This window comes from Vibrio limimangrovi, assembly GCF_054064025.1.
In genome coordinates this window covers 528,564-545,013 of sequence record NZ_JBSUGF010000008.1, presented here as the reverse complement: position 1 = coordinate 545,013, position 16,450 = coordinate 528,564, and the positions used below count along the sequence as shown (strand labels likewise).

The 16,450-nt window shown below is 43.8% G+C and carries 17 protein-coding genes; 14 read left to right on the top strand and 3 right to left on the bottom strand.

Annotation, left to right across the window (positions count from 1 at the left end; translation table 11 throughout):
• Positions 1 to 99 precede the first annotated feature (99 nt).
• The 10 genes from ccoN to uspE all read left to right on the top strand — a co-directional run bounded on the left by ccoN (position 100) and on the right by uspE (position 9,085).
• Entirely contained in the window at positions 100 to 1,527 is a 1,428-nt protein-coding gene (gene ccoN, locus ACWYU8_RS13255; protein WP_457520125.1) for a cytochrome-c oxidase, cbb3-type subunit I, read from the top strand.
• A gap of 13 nt (positions 1,528 to 1,540) precedes the next feature.
• Entirely contained in the window at positions 1,541 to 2,161 is a 621-nt protein-coding gene (gene ccoO / locus ACWYU8_RS13250) for a cytochrome-c oxidase, cbb3-type subunit II (RefSeq protein ID WP_457520124.1), read from the top strand.
• Positions 2,162 to 2,170: 9 nt separating this feature from the next.
• Complete coding sequence (locus ACWYU8_RS13245; RefSeq protein WP_457520123.1) at positions 2,171 to 2,344, top strand: cbb3-type cytochrome oxidase subunit 3; 174 nt, start codon at positions 2,171 to 2,173, stop codon at positions 2,342 to 2,344.
• A complete protein-coding gene (gene ccoP / locus ACWYU8_RS13240) occupies positions 2,344 to 3,318 on the top strand; it encodes a cytochrome-c oxidase, cbb3-type subunit III (protein ID WP_457520122.1) in 975 nt (324 codons plus the stop codon). Before ACWYU8_RS13245 ends, ccoP begins: the two co-directional genes overlap by 1 nt.
• Positions 3,319 to 3,407: 89 nt before the next feature.
• Positions 3,408 to 3,884, top strand: a complete 477-nt coding sequence (locus ACWYU8_RS13235; RefSeq protein ID WP_457520120.1) for a FixH family protein — start codon at positions 3,408 to 3,410, stop codon at positions 3,882 to 3,884.
• A 4-nt stretch (positions 3,885 to 3,888) separates the two neighbouring features.
• A complete protein-coding gene (locus ACWYU8_RS13230; RefSeq protein ID WP_457520118.1) occupies positions 3,889 to 6,252 on the top strand; it encodes a heavy metal translocating P-type ATPase in 2,364 nt (787 codons plus the stop codon).
• Between the two features lie 15 nt (positions 6,253 to 6,267).
• Positions 6,268 to 6,432 carry a cbb3-type cytochrome oxidase assembly protein CcoS gene (gene ccoS, locus ACWYU8_RS13225; RefSeq protein ID WP_457520116.1) on the top strand — a complete coding sequence of 55 codons (165 nt, stop codon included), beginning with the start codon at positions 6,268 to 6,270 and terminating at the stop codon, positions 6,430 to 6,432.
• A gap of 9 nt (positions 6,433 to 6,441) precedes the next feature.
• Positions 6,442 to 7,119 (top strand): sulfite exporter TauE/SafE family protein, encoded by a 678-nt coding sequence (locus ACWYU8_RS13220; protein WP_457520114.1) that lies wholly within the window; start codon positions 6,442 to 6,444, stop codon positions 7,117 to 7,119.
• Positions 7,120 to 7,210: 91 nt separating this feature from the next.
• Positions 7,211 to 7,957, top strand: coding sequence for an FNR family transcription factor (locus ACWYU8_RS13215; protein WP_457520112.1), 747 nt, complete (start codon positions 7,211 to 7,213; stop codon positions 7,955 to 7,957).
• Between the two features lie 180 nt (positions 7,958 to 8,137).
• Positions 8,138 to 9,085, top strand: a complete 948-nt coding sequence (gene uspE, locus ACWYU8_RS13210; protein WP_457520110.1) for a universal stress protein UspE — start codon at positions 8,138 to 8,140, stop codon at positions 9,083 to 9,085.
• Positions 9,086 to 9,145: 60 nt separating this feature from the next.
• Here uspE and ttcA read toward each other — a convergent pair whose 3' ends face one another.
• The 3 genes from ttcA to ACWYU8_RS13195 form a co-directional block, all read right to left on the bottom strand.
• Complete coding sequence (gene ttcA, locus ACWYU8_RS13205; RefSeq protein WP_457520108.1) at positions 9,146 to 10,039, bottom strand: tRNA 2-thiocytidine(32) synthetase TtcA; 894 nt, start codon at positions 10,037 to 10,039, stop codon at positions 9,146 to 9,148.
• A 192-nt stretch (positions 10,040 to 10,231) separates the two neighbouring features.
• Positions 10,232 to 10,891, bottom strand: a complete 660-nt coding sequence (locus ACWYU8_RS13200) for a DUF2987 domain-containing protein (protein WP_457520106.1) — start codon at positions 10,889 to 10,891, stop codon at positions 10,232 to 10,234.
• 260 nt (positions 10,892 to 11,151) lie between these two features.
• Positions 11,152 to 11,952 carry a hypothetical protein gene (locus ACWYU8_RS13195; RefSeq protein WP_457520104.1) on the bottom strand — a complete coding sequence of 267 codons (801 nt, stop codon included), beginning with the start codon at positions 11,950 to 11,952 and terminating at the stop codon, positions 11,152 to 11,154.
• A 384-nt stretch (positions 11,953 to 12,336) separates the two neighbouring features.
• Here ACWYU8_RS13195 and potA point away from each other — a divergent pair, with 384 nt between their 5' ends.
• The 4 genes from potA to ACWYU8_RS13175 all read left to right on the top strand — a co-directional run bounded on the left by potA (position 12,337) and on the right by ACWYU8_RS13175 (position 16,218).
• On the top strand, positions 12,337 to 13,470 hold the full coding sequence (gene potA / locus ACWYU8_RS13190) for a spermidine/putrescine ABC transporter ATP-binding protein PotA (RefSeq protein ID WP_457520195.1): 1,134 nt from the start codon (positions 12,337 to 12,339) through the stop codon (positions 13,468 to 13,470).
• A complete protein-coding gene (gene potB / locus ACWYU8_RS13185) occupies positions 13,451 to 14,311 on the top strand; it encodes a spermidine/putrescine ABC transporter permease PotB (RefSeq protein ID WP_457520102.1) in 861 nt (286 codons plus the stop codon). Before potA ends, potB begins: the two co-directional genes overlap by 20 nt.
• Positions 14,311 to 15,081 (top strand): spermidine/putrescine ABC transporter permease PotC, encoded by a 771-nt coding sequence (gene potC, locus ACWYU8_RS13180; protein ID WP_457520100.1) that lies wholly within the window; start codon positions 14,311 to 14,313, stop codon positions 15,079 to 15,081. The genes potB and potC overlap by 1 nt, the downstream gene beginning before the upstream one ends.
• A 105-nt stretch (positions 15,082 to 15,186) precedes the next feature.
• Positions 15,187 to 16,218 carry an extracellular solute-binding protein gene (locus tag ACWYU8_RS13175; RefSeq protein WP_457520098.1) on the top strand — a complete coding sequence of 344 codons (1,032 nt, stop codon included), beginning with the start codon at positions 15,187 to 15,189 and terminating at the stop codon, positions 16,216 to 16,218.
• The last annotated feature ends 232 nt before the right edge of the window (positions 16,219 to 16,450 follow it).

Sequence of the window (16,450 nt, the reverse complement as noted above, 5' to 3'; positions counted from 1 at the left end):
GATGATAACACTTGAGTTCTAGAGTTTACTTGGGTGGTGTTACGACGCAAGTCGTGTTGGAAGTAAAGTGTAGTTAATTAGAAATTGGAAGCATGCATAATGAGCCAAGTAAAGCAGCTTGAACAAAACTACAACTATACAGTCGTTCGCCAATTTACCCTTGTGACCATTTTATGGGGCATAGTTGGTATGGCTGTTGGTGTTTTGATTGCCGCTCAATTAGTTTGGCCACAGCTAAACTTTGATACGCCGTGGTTGACGTACAGTCGTTTACGTCCGCTGCATACTAATGCGGTAATTTTTGCGTTTGGTACTAGTGCCCTGTTCGCAACATCTTATTATGTTGTTCAGCGTACTTGTCAAACACGTCTTTTTGGTGGCCCACTCGTAGCCTTCACCTTTTGGGGATGGCAAGCAATTATCCTAGCCGCAGCAATTACTCTACCACAGGGGATCACCACCTCTAAAGAGTACGCTGAGCTGGAATGGCCTATTGATATCGCGATTGCGATTGTATGGGTTTCGTACGCAGTGGTGTTCTTCGGAACATTGGTAAAACGCAAGACCTCCCACATTTATGTGGCGAACTGGTTCTTTGGTGCGTTTATCATCACCGTAGCAGTACTTCACATCGTGAACAGTATGGCTGTCCCTGTTTCCTTGACTAAATCGTACTCGATTTATTCTGGAGCAGTGGATGCAATGGTTCAATGGTGGTACGGGCACAATGCGGTAGGTTTCCTACTGACCGCTGGTTTCCTGGGTATGATGTACTACTTTGTCCCTAAACAAGCTGAACGTCCTGTTTACTCTTACCGTTTATCTATCGTTCACTTCTGGGCTTTGATCTCGCTATATATCTGGGCTGGTCCTCACCATCTTCACTATACTGCTCTGCCTGACTGGACTCAGTCTCTGGGTATGGTGATGTCATTGGTTCTATTTGCTCCATCTTGGGGTGGTATGATCAACGGTATTATGACGTTGTCTGGTGCTTGGCATAAGCTTCGTTATGACCCTATCCTACGTTTCCTAATTGTTTCATTGTCGTTCTACGGTATGTCTACCTTCGAAGGTCCAATGATGGCAATTAAGACAGTCAACGCGCTTTCCCACTACACCGACTGGACCATTGGTCACGTTCACTCTGGTGCTTTAGGTTGGGTTGCTATGGTTTCTATCGGTTCGGTATACCACTTGGTACCTCGCCTGTTTGGTCAAGAGCGTATGTACTCTGTCGGTTTGGTTAACGTGCATTTCTGGTTAGCGACAATCGGTACCGTTCTATACATCGTAGCGATGTGGATCTCTGGCGTAATGCAAGGCCTGATGTGGCGTGCGGTTAACTCTGACGGTACACTGACTTACAGCTTTGTTGAGTCTGTGGAAGCATCATATCCATTCTACTTTGTGCGTTTTATAGGTGGTTTAACTTTCCTATCAGGCATGCTTCTAATGGCATACAACACGTACAAAACGGTTACTGCGCCAAAAGAGAGCCTCAAGGCTATCCCACATCCGGCATAAGGAGATTTAAAGAATGAGTAATAATTCTAATAATCGCCATGAATTCTTAGAACGTAATGTCGGTTTGTTGGCTATTTTTATCGTTTTTGCTATCAGTTGGGGTGCTCTTGTTGAGATCACGCCTCTGATATTCCAGAAACAAACTACTGAGCCTGTAGAAAACCTACGCGCTTACACACCTCTTGAATTGGAAGGTCGTGATCTATACATCCGTGAAGGCTGTAGCGTTTGTCACAGTCAGATGGTTCGTCCTTTCCGTTCAGAAACTGAACGTTACGGTCACTACTCTGTTGCCGGTGAAAGCGTTTGGGAACATCCATTCCTTTGGGGTTCTAAACGTACTGGTCCAGATCTGGCTCGTGTAGGTGGTCGTTATTCTGACGAGTGGCACCGTGTTCACCTAATGGATCCTCGTGAACTTGTTCCGGAATCAAACATGCCTGGTTTCCCATGGTTAGCGGAAAACGTCTTAGACGGTAAGTTGACACAGAAGAAACTTGAATTGTTCCGTGATCAGTTCGGTGTTCCATATACAGATGAACAGATCGCGAATGCGACTAAAGAAGTAGAAGGTAAAACAGAGATGGATGCAATCATCGCTTACCTTCAGTCTCTTGGTCATGCAATGAAGTAAGGGGGACGTATGGATTTCGGTACTATTCATAGTGTTTATACCGTTGTGCTCTTCGCCACTTTTATCGGCATTGTATGGTGGGCATTTAGTAAGAAGCGTAAATCGCGTTTCGAAGAAGATGCTTACCTGGTTTTTGCTGACGAAGAACAAGCGACCCCACATAACCAAGGAGTGAAGAAGTAATGACTACATTCTGGAGTCTCTGGATTATCGTGATTACTATCGGTACGCTAGTAGGCTGTGCAATCCTCCTGACTTGGTGCGCCAAAGATAAAATGGGCGTCGAGGAAGGGGCTGACATGGGCCACGAGTACGATGGTATTCGCGAGCTAAACAACCCGCTACCTAAGTGGTGGACTTACCTTTTTGTGAGTACTTTCGTGTTTTCTGCGGTGTATCTAGCTCTGTTCCCAGGTCTAGGTAGCTTTAAAGGCTTCTTGAATTGGGAGAGTTCGGCTCAAACCGTACGCTCACTTGAAGAGTCAAAAGACGCGATCGCGACAGCACAATCGAACAAACAACTTAACCAATACGCTAAAGAGTTGGACGATGCAGATGCTTACTTCGGTGAAGCATTCCGCAAACTAGCACATAACGAAAACGGCTTACGCCCTGTTCCTGAAATTGCTAACGACCCTGAAGCACTTAAAGTTGGTCAACGTTTGTTCTTGCAAAACTGTTCACAATGTCACGGTTCTGATGCTCGTGGTCAGCTAGGGTTCCCTAACCTGACTGATAACGCATGGCTGTATGGCGGTGAACCGCAAGCAATCGTAACTACCATCACGCATGGTCGTGTAGGTCAAATGCCAGCATGGAAAGATGCGCTTGGTGAAGAAGGCGTTCAAGAAGTGGTTAGCTACGCGCTGAGCCTTTCTGGGCGTAAAGTTAATGCTCGTGAAGCAGCTGCAGGTAAAGCACGCTTTGTTGTATGTGCGGCGTGTCACGGTACAGATGGTAAAGGTAACCCAGCAGTGGGTGCTCCTGACCTGACTGACCAAGACTGGCTGTTTGGTGATTCACGTGCAGCGGTTACTGAAACTGTCATGAATGGCCGTTCTGGTGTCATGCCTGCCTGGAAAGATATTCTGGGCGAAGACAAGATCCAGTTGGTTGCATCATATGTCTGGAGCTTAAGCAACTCCGAGAATAAGTAACATCTCAATAACAGCCCCTTTCATAGGGGCTGTCTTTCCTTTAAATTTAACGCCTCCTATTTTTTCATTTAGCTGTTGAGAACATTTTTATGGTAAAGCCTTGGTATAAACAATTCTGGCCGTGGTTCCTGATCATTCTGCCACTGACTGTTATTTCCTGGACGATAGTTACAGTAGTTGTCTTCTCGAACAACTCAGTCTCTTTAGTCGCTGAGGATTACTATAAAAAAGGTAAAGGTATTAACGTCGACATCAGTAAAATGAATGTTGCTCGTGACCTGAGTCTTAACGCTAATATTTCTTCTGAAAGTAATACGGTTGTCATTCATTTCAACAAAGGTGAATTAGCTCACTACCCGGCTTTGACTGCCACTTTCACTCACCGTACGCTTCCTGATCGCGACTTTTCAAAACTAGTGACCGCAGATGCTTCTGGAAACTACCGATTAACGCTGGACCATGAAATCATGGGACCTTGGTTTGTTGAACTTCAGCCACACGACCAGAAGTGGATGATTCAAGGGAAAGTAGAATTTCCTTCCACCGACACTGTTTTGATGAAGTAATCTGATGAGTAAATCCTGTTACCACTGTGGTGAAGAAGTACCAGCCAACACGGATTTTAAGGTAGAGATACTCGGTGAAATCCGCGAAATGTGTTGCCCAGGTTGTCAAACGGTTGCTCAAACTATTGTAGATAGCGGCCTTGTCTCATATTACCAATACCGAACTGCCCCTGCTGAAAAAGCTGAACTTGTTCCAGAGCAACTGCAAGCGCTCATACATTACGATAACGAAGACGTGCAATCTGAGTTTGTGCGTAGTCGCGAGAACATTTCGGAAGTAACGCTTTCTTTAGAAGGTGTTTCTTGTGCTGCATGTGCTTGGCTGATTGAAAAACAGGTCTCTGGCACAAAAGGTATGGTTTCTATCCGTGTTAATACGACAACTAACCGTGCGTTGTTAGCCTGGGATAAAACCCAAGTACGATTGAGTGAGTTGCTTTCCGTTATTCATAAACTCGGTTACAAAGCCGCGCCATTTGAAGCAGATACACAAGAAGCTTCTTACCATCGAATGATGAAGCAGTACCTTTACCGATTGGGGATAGCTGGATTAGCAACAATGCAGGTAATGATGCTTGCTGTGGCCTTATATCTTGAAGTTTTTGGTGATTTAGAGCCGGAGTTTAAGAACTATTTCCGTTGGGTTAGCTTGATATTTGCTACGCCCGTTTTGCTCTATTCTGCGCTTCCTTTCTATTTGAATGCGCTGAGAAGCATCAAAGGCCGTACATTGGGGATGGATGTTCCTGTCTCTATCGCTCTGATCTTTGCGTACATTGCTAGCTTAATTGCAACTGTTACAGAACAAGGTGAGGTGTTCTTCGAATCGATCTCGATGTTCACCTTCTTCTTGCTTGTCGGACGTTTCTTGGAGATGAGAGCGCGTCGTAAAGCGGCAGCCGCGAGTGGTAACCTGCTTAAGCTGATTCCAGCGATTGCGACAACCCTCGACGGAGATCAAATACCGGTTAAGACGCTAAAAATTGGCGATCGTATTCGCGTTCTTCCCGGTGAGCATATTCCAGCCGATGGTAAAGTGATTTCTGGCCGCATTCATATCGATGAATCAATGCTAACGGGTGAATCGGTACATGTCGTTAAAAAAGAAGGCGATGCGGTTTATGCAGGTACGCTAAATGGCGATGAGTCGTTTGAGCTTGAAGTGACCAGTTCCAAGGCTGATTCAATGATTTCAAACATTATTCGTTTACAAGACGAAGCTCAGTATTCTAAGCCGAAAATCGCAGAAATCGCAGATGTGGTGGCGCGTTATTTTGTGGGTGTGATTCTTGTTATCTCTGCGGGAACCTGGTTTTACTGGCATCAGACCAAGCCAGATGACGCATTCTGGATAATGTTGTCAGTATTAGTCGCGACGTGTCCTTGTGCCCTATCTTTAGCAACGCCAACTGCTTTGACTTGTGCCACTTCCCGTATGGGTAATTTTGGTATTTTGTTACGTAAAGGCCATGTTTTCGAAACGCTTTGCAAAGTGAATCACCTCGTTGTCGATAAAACAGGTACGTTGACGAAAGGTGACATCGAAATCAGTCGTACCAGTGTTTTCAGTTCGCTTACTGAAGCAGAAAGCCTTGCACTTGCCGCGGCACTTGAGGCTCATGCTAACCACCCAATCGCACGTTCCTTCTCAGGGTATGCAAGTGAAGATGTCGTGGTTTCAAATGTGAAAAACGTTATTGGTTCTGGTATCGAAGGTTTGTGGAATGGTAAATCGGTTCTGATCGGCAGCGCATTGTTTGTGGTTGGGGAAAATCTTCAGGAAAGTAACGCTGTTTATCTTTCTGTAAATGGCGAACATGTCGCGACATTCTATTATCGCGACCCGATTCGTAAAGAAAGTCAGGCCTTCATCCAACGTTTTGCTGAAGCTGGTATCAAGACTACTCTGCTTACTGGCGACTCCCTTCAAAATGCTCGACCTGTTGCGGATGAGATTGGTATCGACCATGTGATCGCTTCTGCAAAACCAGAAGACAAACTCGCGTATCTTAAGAGCTTGGACAGCGATGACATCACCTTGATGGTTGGTGATGGTATTAACGACGCTCCTACTCTTGCTGGTGCTCATCTTTCGGTTGCGATGGGCGGAGGTACAGATGTGGCAAAAGCGTCTGCTGATATGACTCTACTGGGTGACAATCTGGAAAAATTGCTTGAAGCTCGTCAACTTGCACTTCGCACGAGAAAGATCATCCGAGAAAACTTGGCTTGGTCATTGGGCTACAACCTGCTAATTTTACCGCTGGCTGTTGCTGGCCTGGTTGCACCATACATTGCGGTGGTAGGCATGTCTGCAAGCTCAATTATTGTTGTATCCAATTCTTTAAGATTGCTGAAAGAGAAATAAATAGAGAAAGCTAACATGGAAAGTCTTTACATCTTAATTCCCATCGCCATCGTTCTGGTCTGTGTTGCTGTCGCTATTTTTCTTTGGGCAGTAAGAAGTGACCAATTTGAAGATCTGGAGCGTCAGGGACATAACATCCTTCTGGACGAAGAAGATCAGTCTGAGAATAAAAAATCGTAGTTTTACGTTATGAATCCTGACTTTATCGGTGCATTGATGATCGGGCTCATTGGGTCCGGTCATTGTATGGGGATGTGCGGTGGCATTGCTTCTTTGCTTTCTATCGGATCATCTCGAACCAAACCCTCTTCTCTTATCCCCTTGTTTTACAATTTTGGCCGATTGGCCGGTTATATATTGATTGGAGCTCTGGTGGGGGGGGCCATTTCAGGTTTATCGGAATTGAGCGGGTTAAATTACTCACTCGCGTGGTTACGTCTTGTCGCAGCAATATTTATGATTTTAGTCGCTCTTTATATTGCTAAATGGTGGCAAGGACTGCTCGCGGTCGAGAAACTTGGCCAATATGTTTGGAAGTTCATCTCTCCTGCCGGAAAGCGGCTGCTACCGCTAAAAAGTCCAGTGCACGCCTTACCGTTTGGTTTTATCTGGGGATGGCTTCCATGTGGCTTGGTGTATTCTGCGTTAACCTGGTCTGCGGTTTCGGGTAGTGCTGTTAATGGCGGATTGATCATGCTCGCGTTTGGTGTTGGGACTCTCCCCTCAATGCTTGCTATTAGTTTTGGCGCAAGCTATTTTCAGAAACTGCAAAAATCATTAATATTTAGAAACATCTCTGCGCTAATCCTGATTTGCTACGGTGGATATACTGCGGTGGGAGCCTTGCGCTTACTGGGTTTCATATAGCGCAAAAGTCTATACCCACAATTTTTTTTGCTACCCTTTAGGATTAAGCGGTGCTAAAATATTGATGTATATCAAATAGTGAAAGGTTGTTATGATTTCTGAAAAACCAGCAACAAAGCGTATTCAATCAGGTGGTTGTGCGATTCACTGCCAAGATTGTAGCATTAGTCAGTTGTGTATCCCATTCACTCTGAATGAGTCTGAACTTGACCAGTTAGATCAAATCATTGAGCGTAAAAAGCCGATTCAAAAAGGTCAGGAGCTTTTTAAGGCTGGTGATGATCTTAGGTCTCTTTATGCTATTCGTTCTGGCACCATTAAGAGCTATACAATTACTGAACAGGGTGATGAGCAAATCACAGCATTTCACTTAGCTGGCGACCTTGTTGGCTTTGATGCAATTACTGGCGATTGCCACCCTAGTTTTGCGCAAGCGCTAGAGACCTCGATGGTTTGTGAAATTCCATATGAAATTCTCGATGATCTATCTGGTAAAATGCCGAAGCTGCGTCAGCAAATTATGCGTTTGATGAGCAATGAAATCAAAGGTGACCAGGAGATGATCCTACTTCTATCTAAGAAGAACGCTGAAGAACGTCTGGCTGCATTTCTTTTCAATCTATCGACACGATTCTCTCAACGTGGATTTAGCCCTAGAGAGTTCCGCCTTACCATGACTCGTGGCGATATCGGTAACTACCTGGGCCTGACAGTCGAAACAATCAGTCGCCTACTGGGCCGTTTTCAGAAATCTGAGATATTGAGTGTGAAAGGTAAATATATCACTATCTTAGATCACGATGCTCTGATGGAACTGGCTGGCGTAACCAAAGAGTAAGCTCCCCTATTAATTGATGTGGCTTTAAGCTGAGCCACATCATGTTTCTTACAAAATCCCTTCGAAAGTCCTCAAAATCTCCTTCAAACTAAGCTACATTAAAAATGTACGGTGAGTACTCCAATATACTGATTTACTTTATGTTCAGTAGTTGGTCTTGCAATATAAGTGGGCTTAGTTATGAGTATATACAGTAAGATTCTAGTTGTTGCTAACATCAATAGTGATGAACAACCAGCACTCGCAAGAGCGGTTCAATTAGCTCAAAAAAGTGTATCCAGAAGCCGAATTACTTTCTTTTTATCCATCTATGATTTCTCGTATGACATGACTTCAATGCTATCGGTGGATGAGAGAGATGCTATGCGACGCGGTGTTATCCATCAGCGTGAACAGTGGATGCGTAAAATCGCTCAGCCATACTTAAGCGAAAGCTTTGACTTTGATGTGTGTGTGGTATGGCATAACCGCCCTTACGAAGCAATTATTGCTGAAGTGTTTGCGGGCAATCACGATCTTCTTATCAAAGGCACTCGTAAGCACGATATTCTTGAGTCTGTGATTTTTACACCTACAGATTGGCACCTGCTACGTAAGTGCCCTATTCCTGTGCTTCTTATCAAAAATGCGAATTGGCCAGAGCACGCTAAAATTCTGGCTTCTGTACACATTGGATCAGAAAACCCAACACATATCGATCTTAACGACGCTATGGTTGAGCGCTTACAAGAGATGTCTAATCGCTTAGATGCTGACCCATATCTTGTTAACGCATACCCGGTCACTCCTGCGAATATCACAATTGAGTTACCTGAGTTTGACCCAACGACTTACACAGATGCAGTGCGTGGTCACCATTTGACAGCCATGAAAGCGCTGCGTCAAAAACATGGTATGAATGAAGAACAAACCATCGTTGAACAAGGTTTACCTGAAGATGTCATCCCTGCTGCAGTAGAACGTTTAAGTGCAGCAATGGTTATTTTGGGCACCACTGGGCGTACGGGTCTTTCTGCCGTCTTCATTGGTAACACAGCGGAGCATGTGATTGATAAGATTAATTGTGATGTTTTAGCATTGAAACCAAAAGGCTACATTAGCCCGCTAGACCCTAATACCGCAACGTAAGAACTAGGATCCTAGGCCCTAGAATTCTAGGACCTAGGTCTATTTTTTCTTCCCTACAAATCAGATATTAGTCACATCAATAAACAGCGACTCATCAATGTTCGTGGAAGAAACGACAGCTTCGTTGAATTCGTACTCTTCACGGTTACCTTCACGATCAAGTGGAAGGTTAACGAAGTCGAACAACGCTTTGTCCGCTAATTGGCTTGGGCTTACATTTTGGATCGACTTAAAGATAGCTTCAACTCGTCCAGGTGTCTTTTTGTCCCACTCCATCAACATCGCTTTAATAGCCTGACGTTGCAAGTTTTCTTGAGAACCGCACAAGTTACAAGGAATGATCGGGAAATCCTTGTGCTCTGCGTATTTAATCAGATCTTTTTCACGACAGTAAGTCAGCGGACGGATTACAACATTTCGACCATCATCAGAGCGCAGCTTTGGCGGCATCGCTTTAAGTCGAGAACCGTGGAACATGTTTAGGAACATAGTCTCAACGATGTCATCCATATGGTGGCCGAGAGCCAGCTTGGTTGCACCTATCTTCTCAGCAAACGAATAAAGCGTACCGCGGCGCAGACGAGAACAGAGACCGCATGTTGTCTTGCCTTCTGGCACCTTTTCTTTCACAACAGAGTAAGTATCCTTGTCTACGATGTAGTAAGGAATGTTCAGCGTTTCAAAATACTCTGGAAGAATATGTTCAGGAAATCCAGGTTGTTTCTGGTCAAGGTTTACTGCCACAACTTCGAATTTAATCGGTGCTGCCTTTTGAAGATTCAACAGGATATCAAGCATCGCAAATGAATCTTTACCACCACTTATGCATGCCATGACAACATCGCCTTCTTCGATCATGTTGTATTCAGTAATGGCATTTCCAACATGTCTTCTTAAGCGCTTTTGAAGTTTGTTGAATTCAAGGGTTTCTTTTCTTGTATCTGTCTGGTTCATTGCGGGCTCTCACATCGCCGATAAAATCGACGGTAGGACTTCCTAACGTGGTTTTCTATGGGGCGTGGATTATACGGTCTTTTTACGCAGGATTAAATGTTTGTCTTAATTGAGAATGGATAAATCCCATTAAATATTTTCCCTAAAACGACAAAAGCCGCTGTCGCGGCTCTTAGATTAGGTTGATTTGGCTTATTTCGCATTTGGAAGGTAAGGCAGAACTCGCATGGTTGGCTCTGGGAGTTTCATCGTTCCGCCCTCGCCGATCTCGCTGAGCGCAACTTGTACTTTGCCATTCACAATCGGCTTTTCTGTTCCGTTAGAGAAAGAAATTGTGCTATTAAGCTCGTTTGCAAACTCTATCGTGACACCCTGAACATCAGGCGTGAACCAACTGGCAAACATGCCACCCAAATCTTCTAACATACTTTGCATTTGAGGCATCAACGGAACAAGCTGTTCGTAAGATACGTTACCCTGTAATGCTTCTTTAGTCATAACAACCAGGGAGTAATCACAGCGTGTGTCTTTAGGTGTCTGTACGAATACCAAAGGGTTTGCAGACTTAAGGTTATTGTCGATTGGTAATGGCAACTCTTTAGACGATGGAATGACGAACTCTTCGTAGTGTTCCTCCTTCTCCATCCAGGCTTTTTCGATATCGCACAGCCGTTTTGTGTCTGCATTAACAAAAAAGACGCCAACTTTTACATCGTCGTGACCTTCTTTAATATTGTTTTTCAGCTGGGTATAAAGTTTGGAATACGTAAACATGTATTCTTGAGCGTGCGTCACAGGTGCAGCTAACATTAGCGCTGCACTACCCAATATACTTAGGCTTAATTTCTTCATTCGAACCGTAGATTTATTTTAGTTTGCGTTATGGTGGTGATCATGCTCTGTGTTATACGAGCAGTTCCGTTCTTCCTTATAGCACCTTTCCATTATTAAGTGACTTAATCATGAGAGAAAACGAGAGCTTCCCCACGCAGATTGCCTTTCGATTTGAATTAAAGCCAATGCTTCTGATAAGGCCAATGGTGACCATTTGGAAAAGATATAAAAATGGCGACTTCGTAGGGCCGCCATTTTTAGTACATGAATTTTAGGGTTTAAGCATCAAATACCTGTGACTTACCATCGTGATCGTTGTCATTATTTTTCTGTCTCGCGACGATCTTGAGTTTGATGCCAAACATTTCGCGGTAAAGTATGCCCTTCACGTGGAAGAAAAATGGCAGAACAAAAATCAGGCCAATGCCATAGAACATTGCCGCGACGACAAACATTAACATCACACCCAGATAAAGTGTTGCAACAACAAAGATTTTCTTGTTCACCGCACGCAATGATAGCAACAGAGATTGCATCGGCGGCACACGTTTTTCACAAATCAACAAGATAGAGTGACTGAAAGCCACAGATAGGTATAGGGACAACGGAGCTAAAAGCATCCCGACCACGCCCTGAAGCAGCAAGCTCACCAATGTGGCTAAGATAACAGGTACCGTGAACTGTAGACCTTTTCCAACGTGGCGAAGTTTTGTTTTTAGACCCGCTACGTGGCTCATTGCCATTAAGCTGATGCCCGCGTAAATCGGAGCGCTGATCACCTCATAACTGAAGTTAGCGATGTAAATAGCCGATACAATGTTGTTGGAAAAAGAATCTGGGTTTTGTATCGCGTCCCAAATGACACTTAAGTCACCCAATTGCAGTTGCAATGCAATGTAGAAAATGCCCGCCTGAACCAAAAGCAAAACGATAATTGCAGGAGAAAAGGACAAAAAGTGTTGAATGGTCGCTCGCCATGCTTCGCCAAAAACGGCACCGGCTTTCAGTTCGTAGGCGCCAGATAACGCTCGCTCTACACTTCCTCCAAGGTTGAAATCGTCTTCAAAGTCGTTGTTCATATATTGTCCAAGATTAACTTGTGAAATTTTTACTGGGATTCCAGTCAATTAATGTGTCCGTCATTATAAAGAAATCTTTCCGCGTCTAAAATCATAACTGACTCTTGAATCTTGCAATATCTTCTATTTGGATGATAATTAACCACTCACAAGGCCCTGAAATTGAAAACAATTGTTACAGAGATGTAAGCTTTATAAAACGCGGCTTAAATTATATTTATCTTATAAAAACAGTATGGTAAGTAATGATTGCTTTTGCCTGTGAAATTTTTTCAATTTCAGGGTAAGAAAATGCTTTGATTTCACAATATTGGTGATTATGATGCCCCCCTCTAACACTAATTGACTAAAGTCAAATCAGTAGGCGTAAACCCAAATTCGAACGTGGGAGAAATACAGACGTTGAACGCTAAACAGCAAGCAGGAAAACCAGTCATTCGTTTAACTGGTATTAGCAAAAGTTTTGATGGTAAGGAAATCATCAGCAATTTAAATCTGGATGTAAATCATGGTGAGTTTCTTACCATTCTGGGCCCTTCAGGGTGTGGTAAAACGACCGTTTTACGCATGATTGCAGGCTTCGAATCGGCAGATAATGGCCAGATTATATTGGATAACCAAGACGTTACACAGATTCCTGCTGAGCAAAGACACGTTAACACTGTATTTCAAAGTTACGCGCTATTTCCTCATATGACCGTGTTCGATAATGTTGCTTTTGGCCTGCGCATGCAGAAAACGCCAGCCGCAGATATTGAGCCGCGTGTAATGGAAGCGCTACGCATGGTTCGCCTTGATTCAATGGCGCAGCGTAAGCCACATCAGCTTTCAGGTGGTCAACAGCAACGTATTGCTATCGCTCGTGCGGTTGTGAATAAACCAAAAGTATTGCTGTTGGATGAGTCGCTTTCTGCACTCGATTACAAATTACGTAAGCAAATGCAGAGTGAGTTGAAGCAGTTACAGCGTCAACTTGGAATTACCTTTATCTTTGTAACACACGATCAGGAAGAAGCACTATCAATGTCAGATCGCATTATCGTTATGCGTGATGGGGTGATTGAGCAAGATGGCTCTCCTCGAGAAATTTACGAAGAACCTAAGAACCTATTTGTTGCTCGCTTTATTGGCGAGATCAACGTTTTCAATGCCAATATGCTTGAACGTATTGATGAAAAGCGTATCCGCGCAGAAATTGAAGGTGTTGAGTCAGTTGTATACTTCGAAAATGAAGCGCAAGCAGGAGACAAGCTACAAGTACTACTCCGCCCTGAAGATTTACGTATCGAAGAGATCAAAGAATCTGAAGAAAAAGGCATTGTTGGTCATGTTACCGAGCGCACCTATAAAGGTATGACGCTAGATTCTGTAATCGAACTTGATTCAGGCATGCGCGTGATGGTAAGCGAATTCTTTAACGAAGATGATCCAGATGTGGACCACTCACTCGGCCAGAAAGTCGCTATTACTTGGGTTGAGAGCTGGGAGGTAGTACTCAATGATAACCAAGAAAGTTAATCTTCAGAACGCCATCATTACTCTGATTGTCGGTTGGCTAACACTGTTTGTGTTAATACCAAACCTGATGATTATTGGTACGAGTTTCTTAACGCGCGATGAAGCCAACTTAATTGAACTGACGTTTACATTTGAAAACTACTTTCGCCTGTTAGATCCATTGTATGCGAAAGTACTTATGCATTCGTTCTATATGGCGATCGTTGCGACATTGTTGTGTCTGGTGATTGGTTACCCATTTGCGTACATTGTAGCAAAGATGCCTGCAAATTGGCGTCCGTTCATGCTTTTTTTGGTGATAGTACCCTTCTGGACAAACTCTTTGATCCGTACATACGGTCTGAAAATTGTTCTCGGTACCCAAGGCATTCTGAACCAAGCACTCATGGCGATGGATATCATCGATAAACCGTTACGACTCATGTATACCGAAACGGCGGTCATGATTGGTCTGGTGTACATTTTGCTTCCTTTCATGATTCTGCCGCTTTACTCGGCAATCGAGAAACTGGACAACACATACATCGAAGCAGCGAAAGACCTGGGTGCCAACAAGTTTCAGACAATCACTAAGGTGATATTGCCTTTGACAATGCCTGGCATTATCGGCGGCTGTTTGTTGGTTCTGCTACCTGCTCTGGGTATGTTCTACATCTCTGACCTTCTGGGTGGTGCGAAGAACCTACTTATCGGTAACGTTATTAAGAGTCAGGTCTTAAATGCACGTGACTGGCCGTTTGGTGCAGCAACCAGTATCGCGCTTACCATCGCGATGGCGATCATGCTATACGCCTACTACAGAGCCGGCAAATTATTGAATAAGAAAGTGGAGCTAGACTAATGGGACGCATAGTTAGATTTAGCTTTATGGCACTGGTATACACATTTTTGTATCTACCAATTATCGTGCTGATTGTGAACTCATTTAATGCCAATAAATTTGGTATGAAATGGGGTGGATTTACCACCAAGTGGTACGAAACGCTGGTTAACAACGACAGCCTAATACAGGCTGCATGGCACTCGCTAAACGTCGCAGTATTTTCTGCAACTGCTGCTACTATTATTGGTAGTCTGACGGCCGTTGCCCTATTCCGTTACTCCTTTAAAGGTAAAGGTGTGGTTAATGGCATGCTGTTTGTCGTGATGATGTCACCAGACATCGTGATGGCGATTTCGTTGTTAGCCTTATTCTTAGTGTTGGGTGCTCAGCTTGGCTTCTTTACATTGCTGATTGCGCATATCACATTCTGTTTACCTTTCGTTGTGGTAACCGTTTATAGCCGACTAAACGGCTTTGATGTGAAAATGCTGGAAGCGGCAAAAGATTTGGGTGCAAGTGAGTGGGTGATATTGAAGAAGATCATCCTTCCCCTTGCTAAACCAGCGGTTGCCGCAGGTTGGCTACTAAGCTTTACCCTGTCACTGGACGACGTGATTATCAGCTCGTTCGTGACGGGACCGACATATGAAATCTTACCATTGAAGATTTACTCAATGGTTAAGGTGGGCATTTCACCGGAAGTGAACGCCCTGGCAACGGTTATGTTGATTGTTTCTTTGGTTCTTGTGGTTATTTCTCAGTTGCTTGCAAGAGAAAAAGTGAAGTAGAATCAGTACCGTTAACATCGCGAAACAGAATGGTAACATGCCATTCTGTTTTTCTATTTACCGTCCAAAATGATTTGGGCAACGTTTGGTTTGGAGCTAACGTCAATGAAAAAATGGGCTAGTTTATTAGCTGGTAGTGCATGTGCGCTTTCTCTGTTCTCTGGTTCAGCGGCAGCGGACGATAATGAATTGGTATTTATGAACTGGGGGCCTTACATCAACAGTAATCTCCTGGAACAATTTACTAAAGAAACTGGTATCAAAGTCATCTACTCGACTTACGAGTCGAACGAAACTTTGTACGCTAAGCTAAAAACGCATAACCAAGGTTATGACCTAGTAGTACCTTCAACTTACTTCGTAGCGAAAATGCGCGATGAAGGTATGCTACAAAAGATCGATAAGTCTAAGTTGAAGAACTTCGGTAACCTTGATCAGAACTACCTGGACAAGCCTTTCGATCCTAAGAATGACTACTCTATTCCTCACGTTGTTGCGATTACGGGTCTTGCAGTAAACACTGATATGTACGATCCAAACGACTTCCAAAGCTGGGCTGACCTATGGAAACCTGAGCTTAAAGGTCAAATTATGCTAATGGATGATACGCGTGAAGTATTCCATATCGCATTGCGTAAACTGGGTTACTCAGGTAACTCAACCGATCCTAAACAAATCGACGAAGCCTATGCAGAGCTACAAAAGCTAATGCCTAATGTATTGGTATTTAACTCTGACAACCCAGCTGCACCTTACCTGTCTGGTGAAGTCGGTGTTGGGATGCTTTGGAACGGTAGTGCTGCAGCAGCCCAAAATGAAGGCCTGAACCTGAAACTGGTATTCCCTAAAGAAGGTGGTATCGGCTGGGTAGACAACTTCGCAATTTCTTCTGGCGCTAAAAACGTAGAAGCAGCACATAAGATGATTGACTTCTTGCTACGACCAGAAATCGCAGAGCAAATCTCTCGTGACACTGGTTACCTAACTGCGGTTAAAGCATCTAACGATAAGTTTAAAGATGTTGCACCACTGTTCCCTTCACAAGAAGATCTTGACCGTGTTGAATGGCAAGATGCCGTTGGCGACCTGACAGTAAAATACGAAGATTACTTCCTTAAGCTAAAAGCTGGTCAGTAATCGAATTTGTCATAGACAAATAACCAAAAGTGAAATAGGCAGCAATCGCTGCCTATTTTTGTAATTGGCTGATATACTTATGCCTTGCTACGTTTATATCTCTCGGCTGGATTCATCTCTATGGAATGAGAGAAGCCGGATTCATTAAACAGACCGAATTTTATAAACAGAATTGTACTTCTTGCAGTTTGGCTCAACTCAATGCCACATCTGGTGTTTATTTGTCCAATTG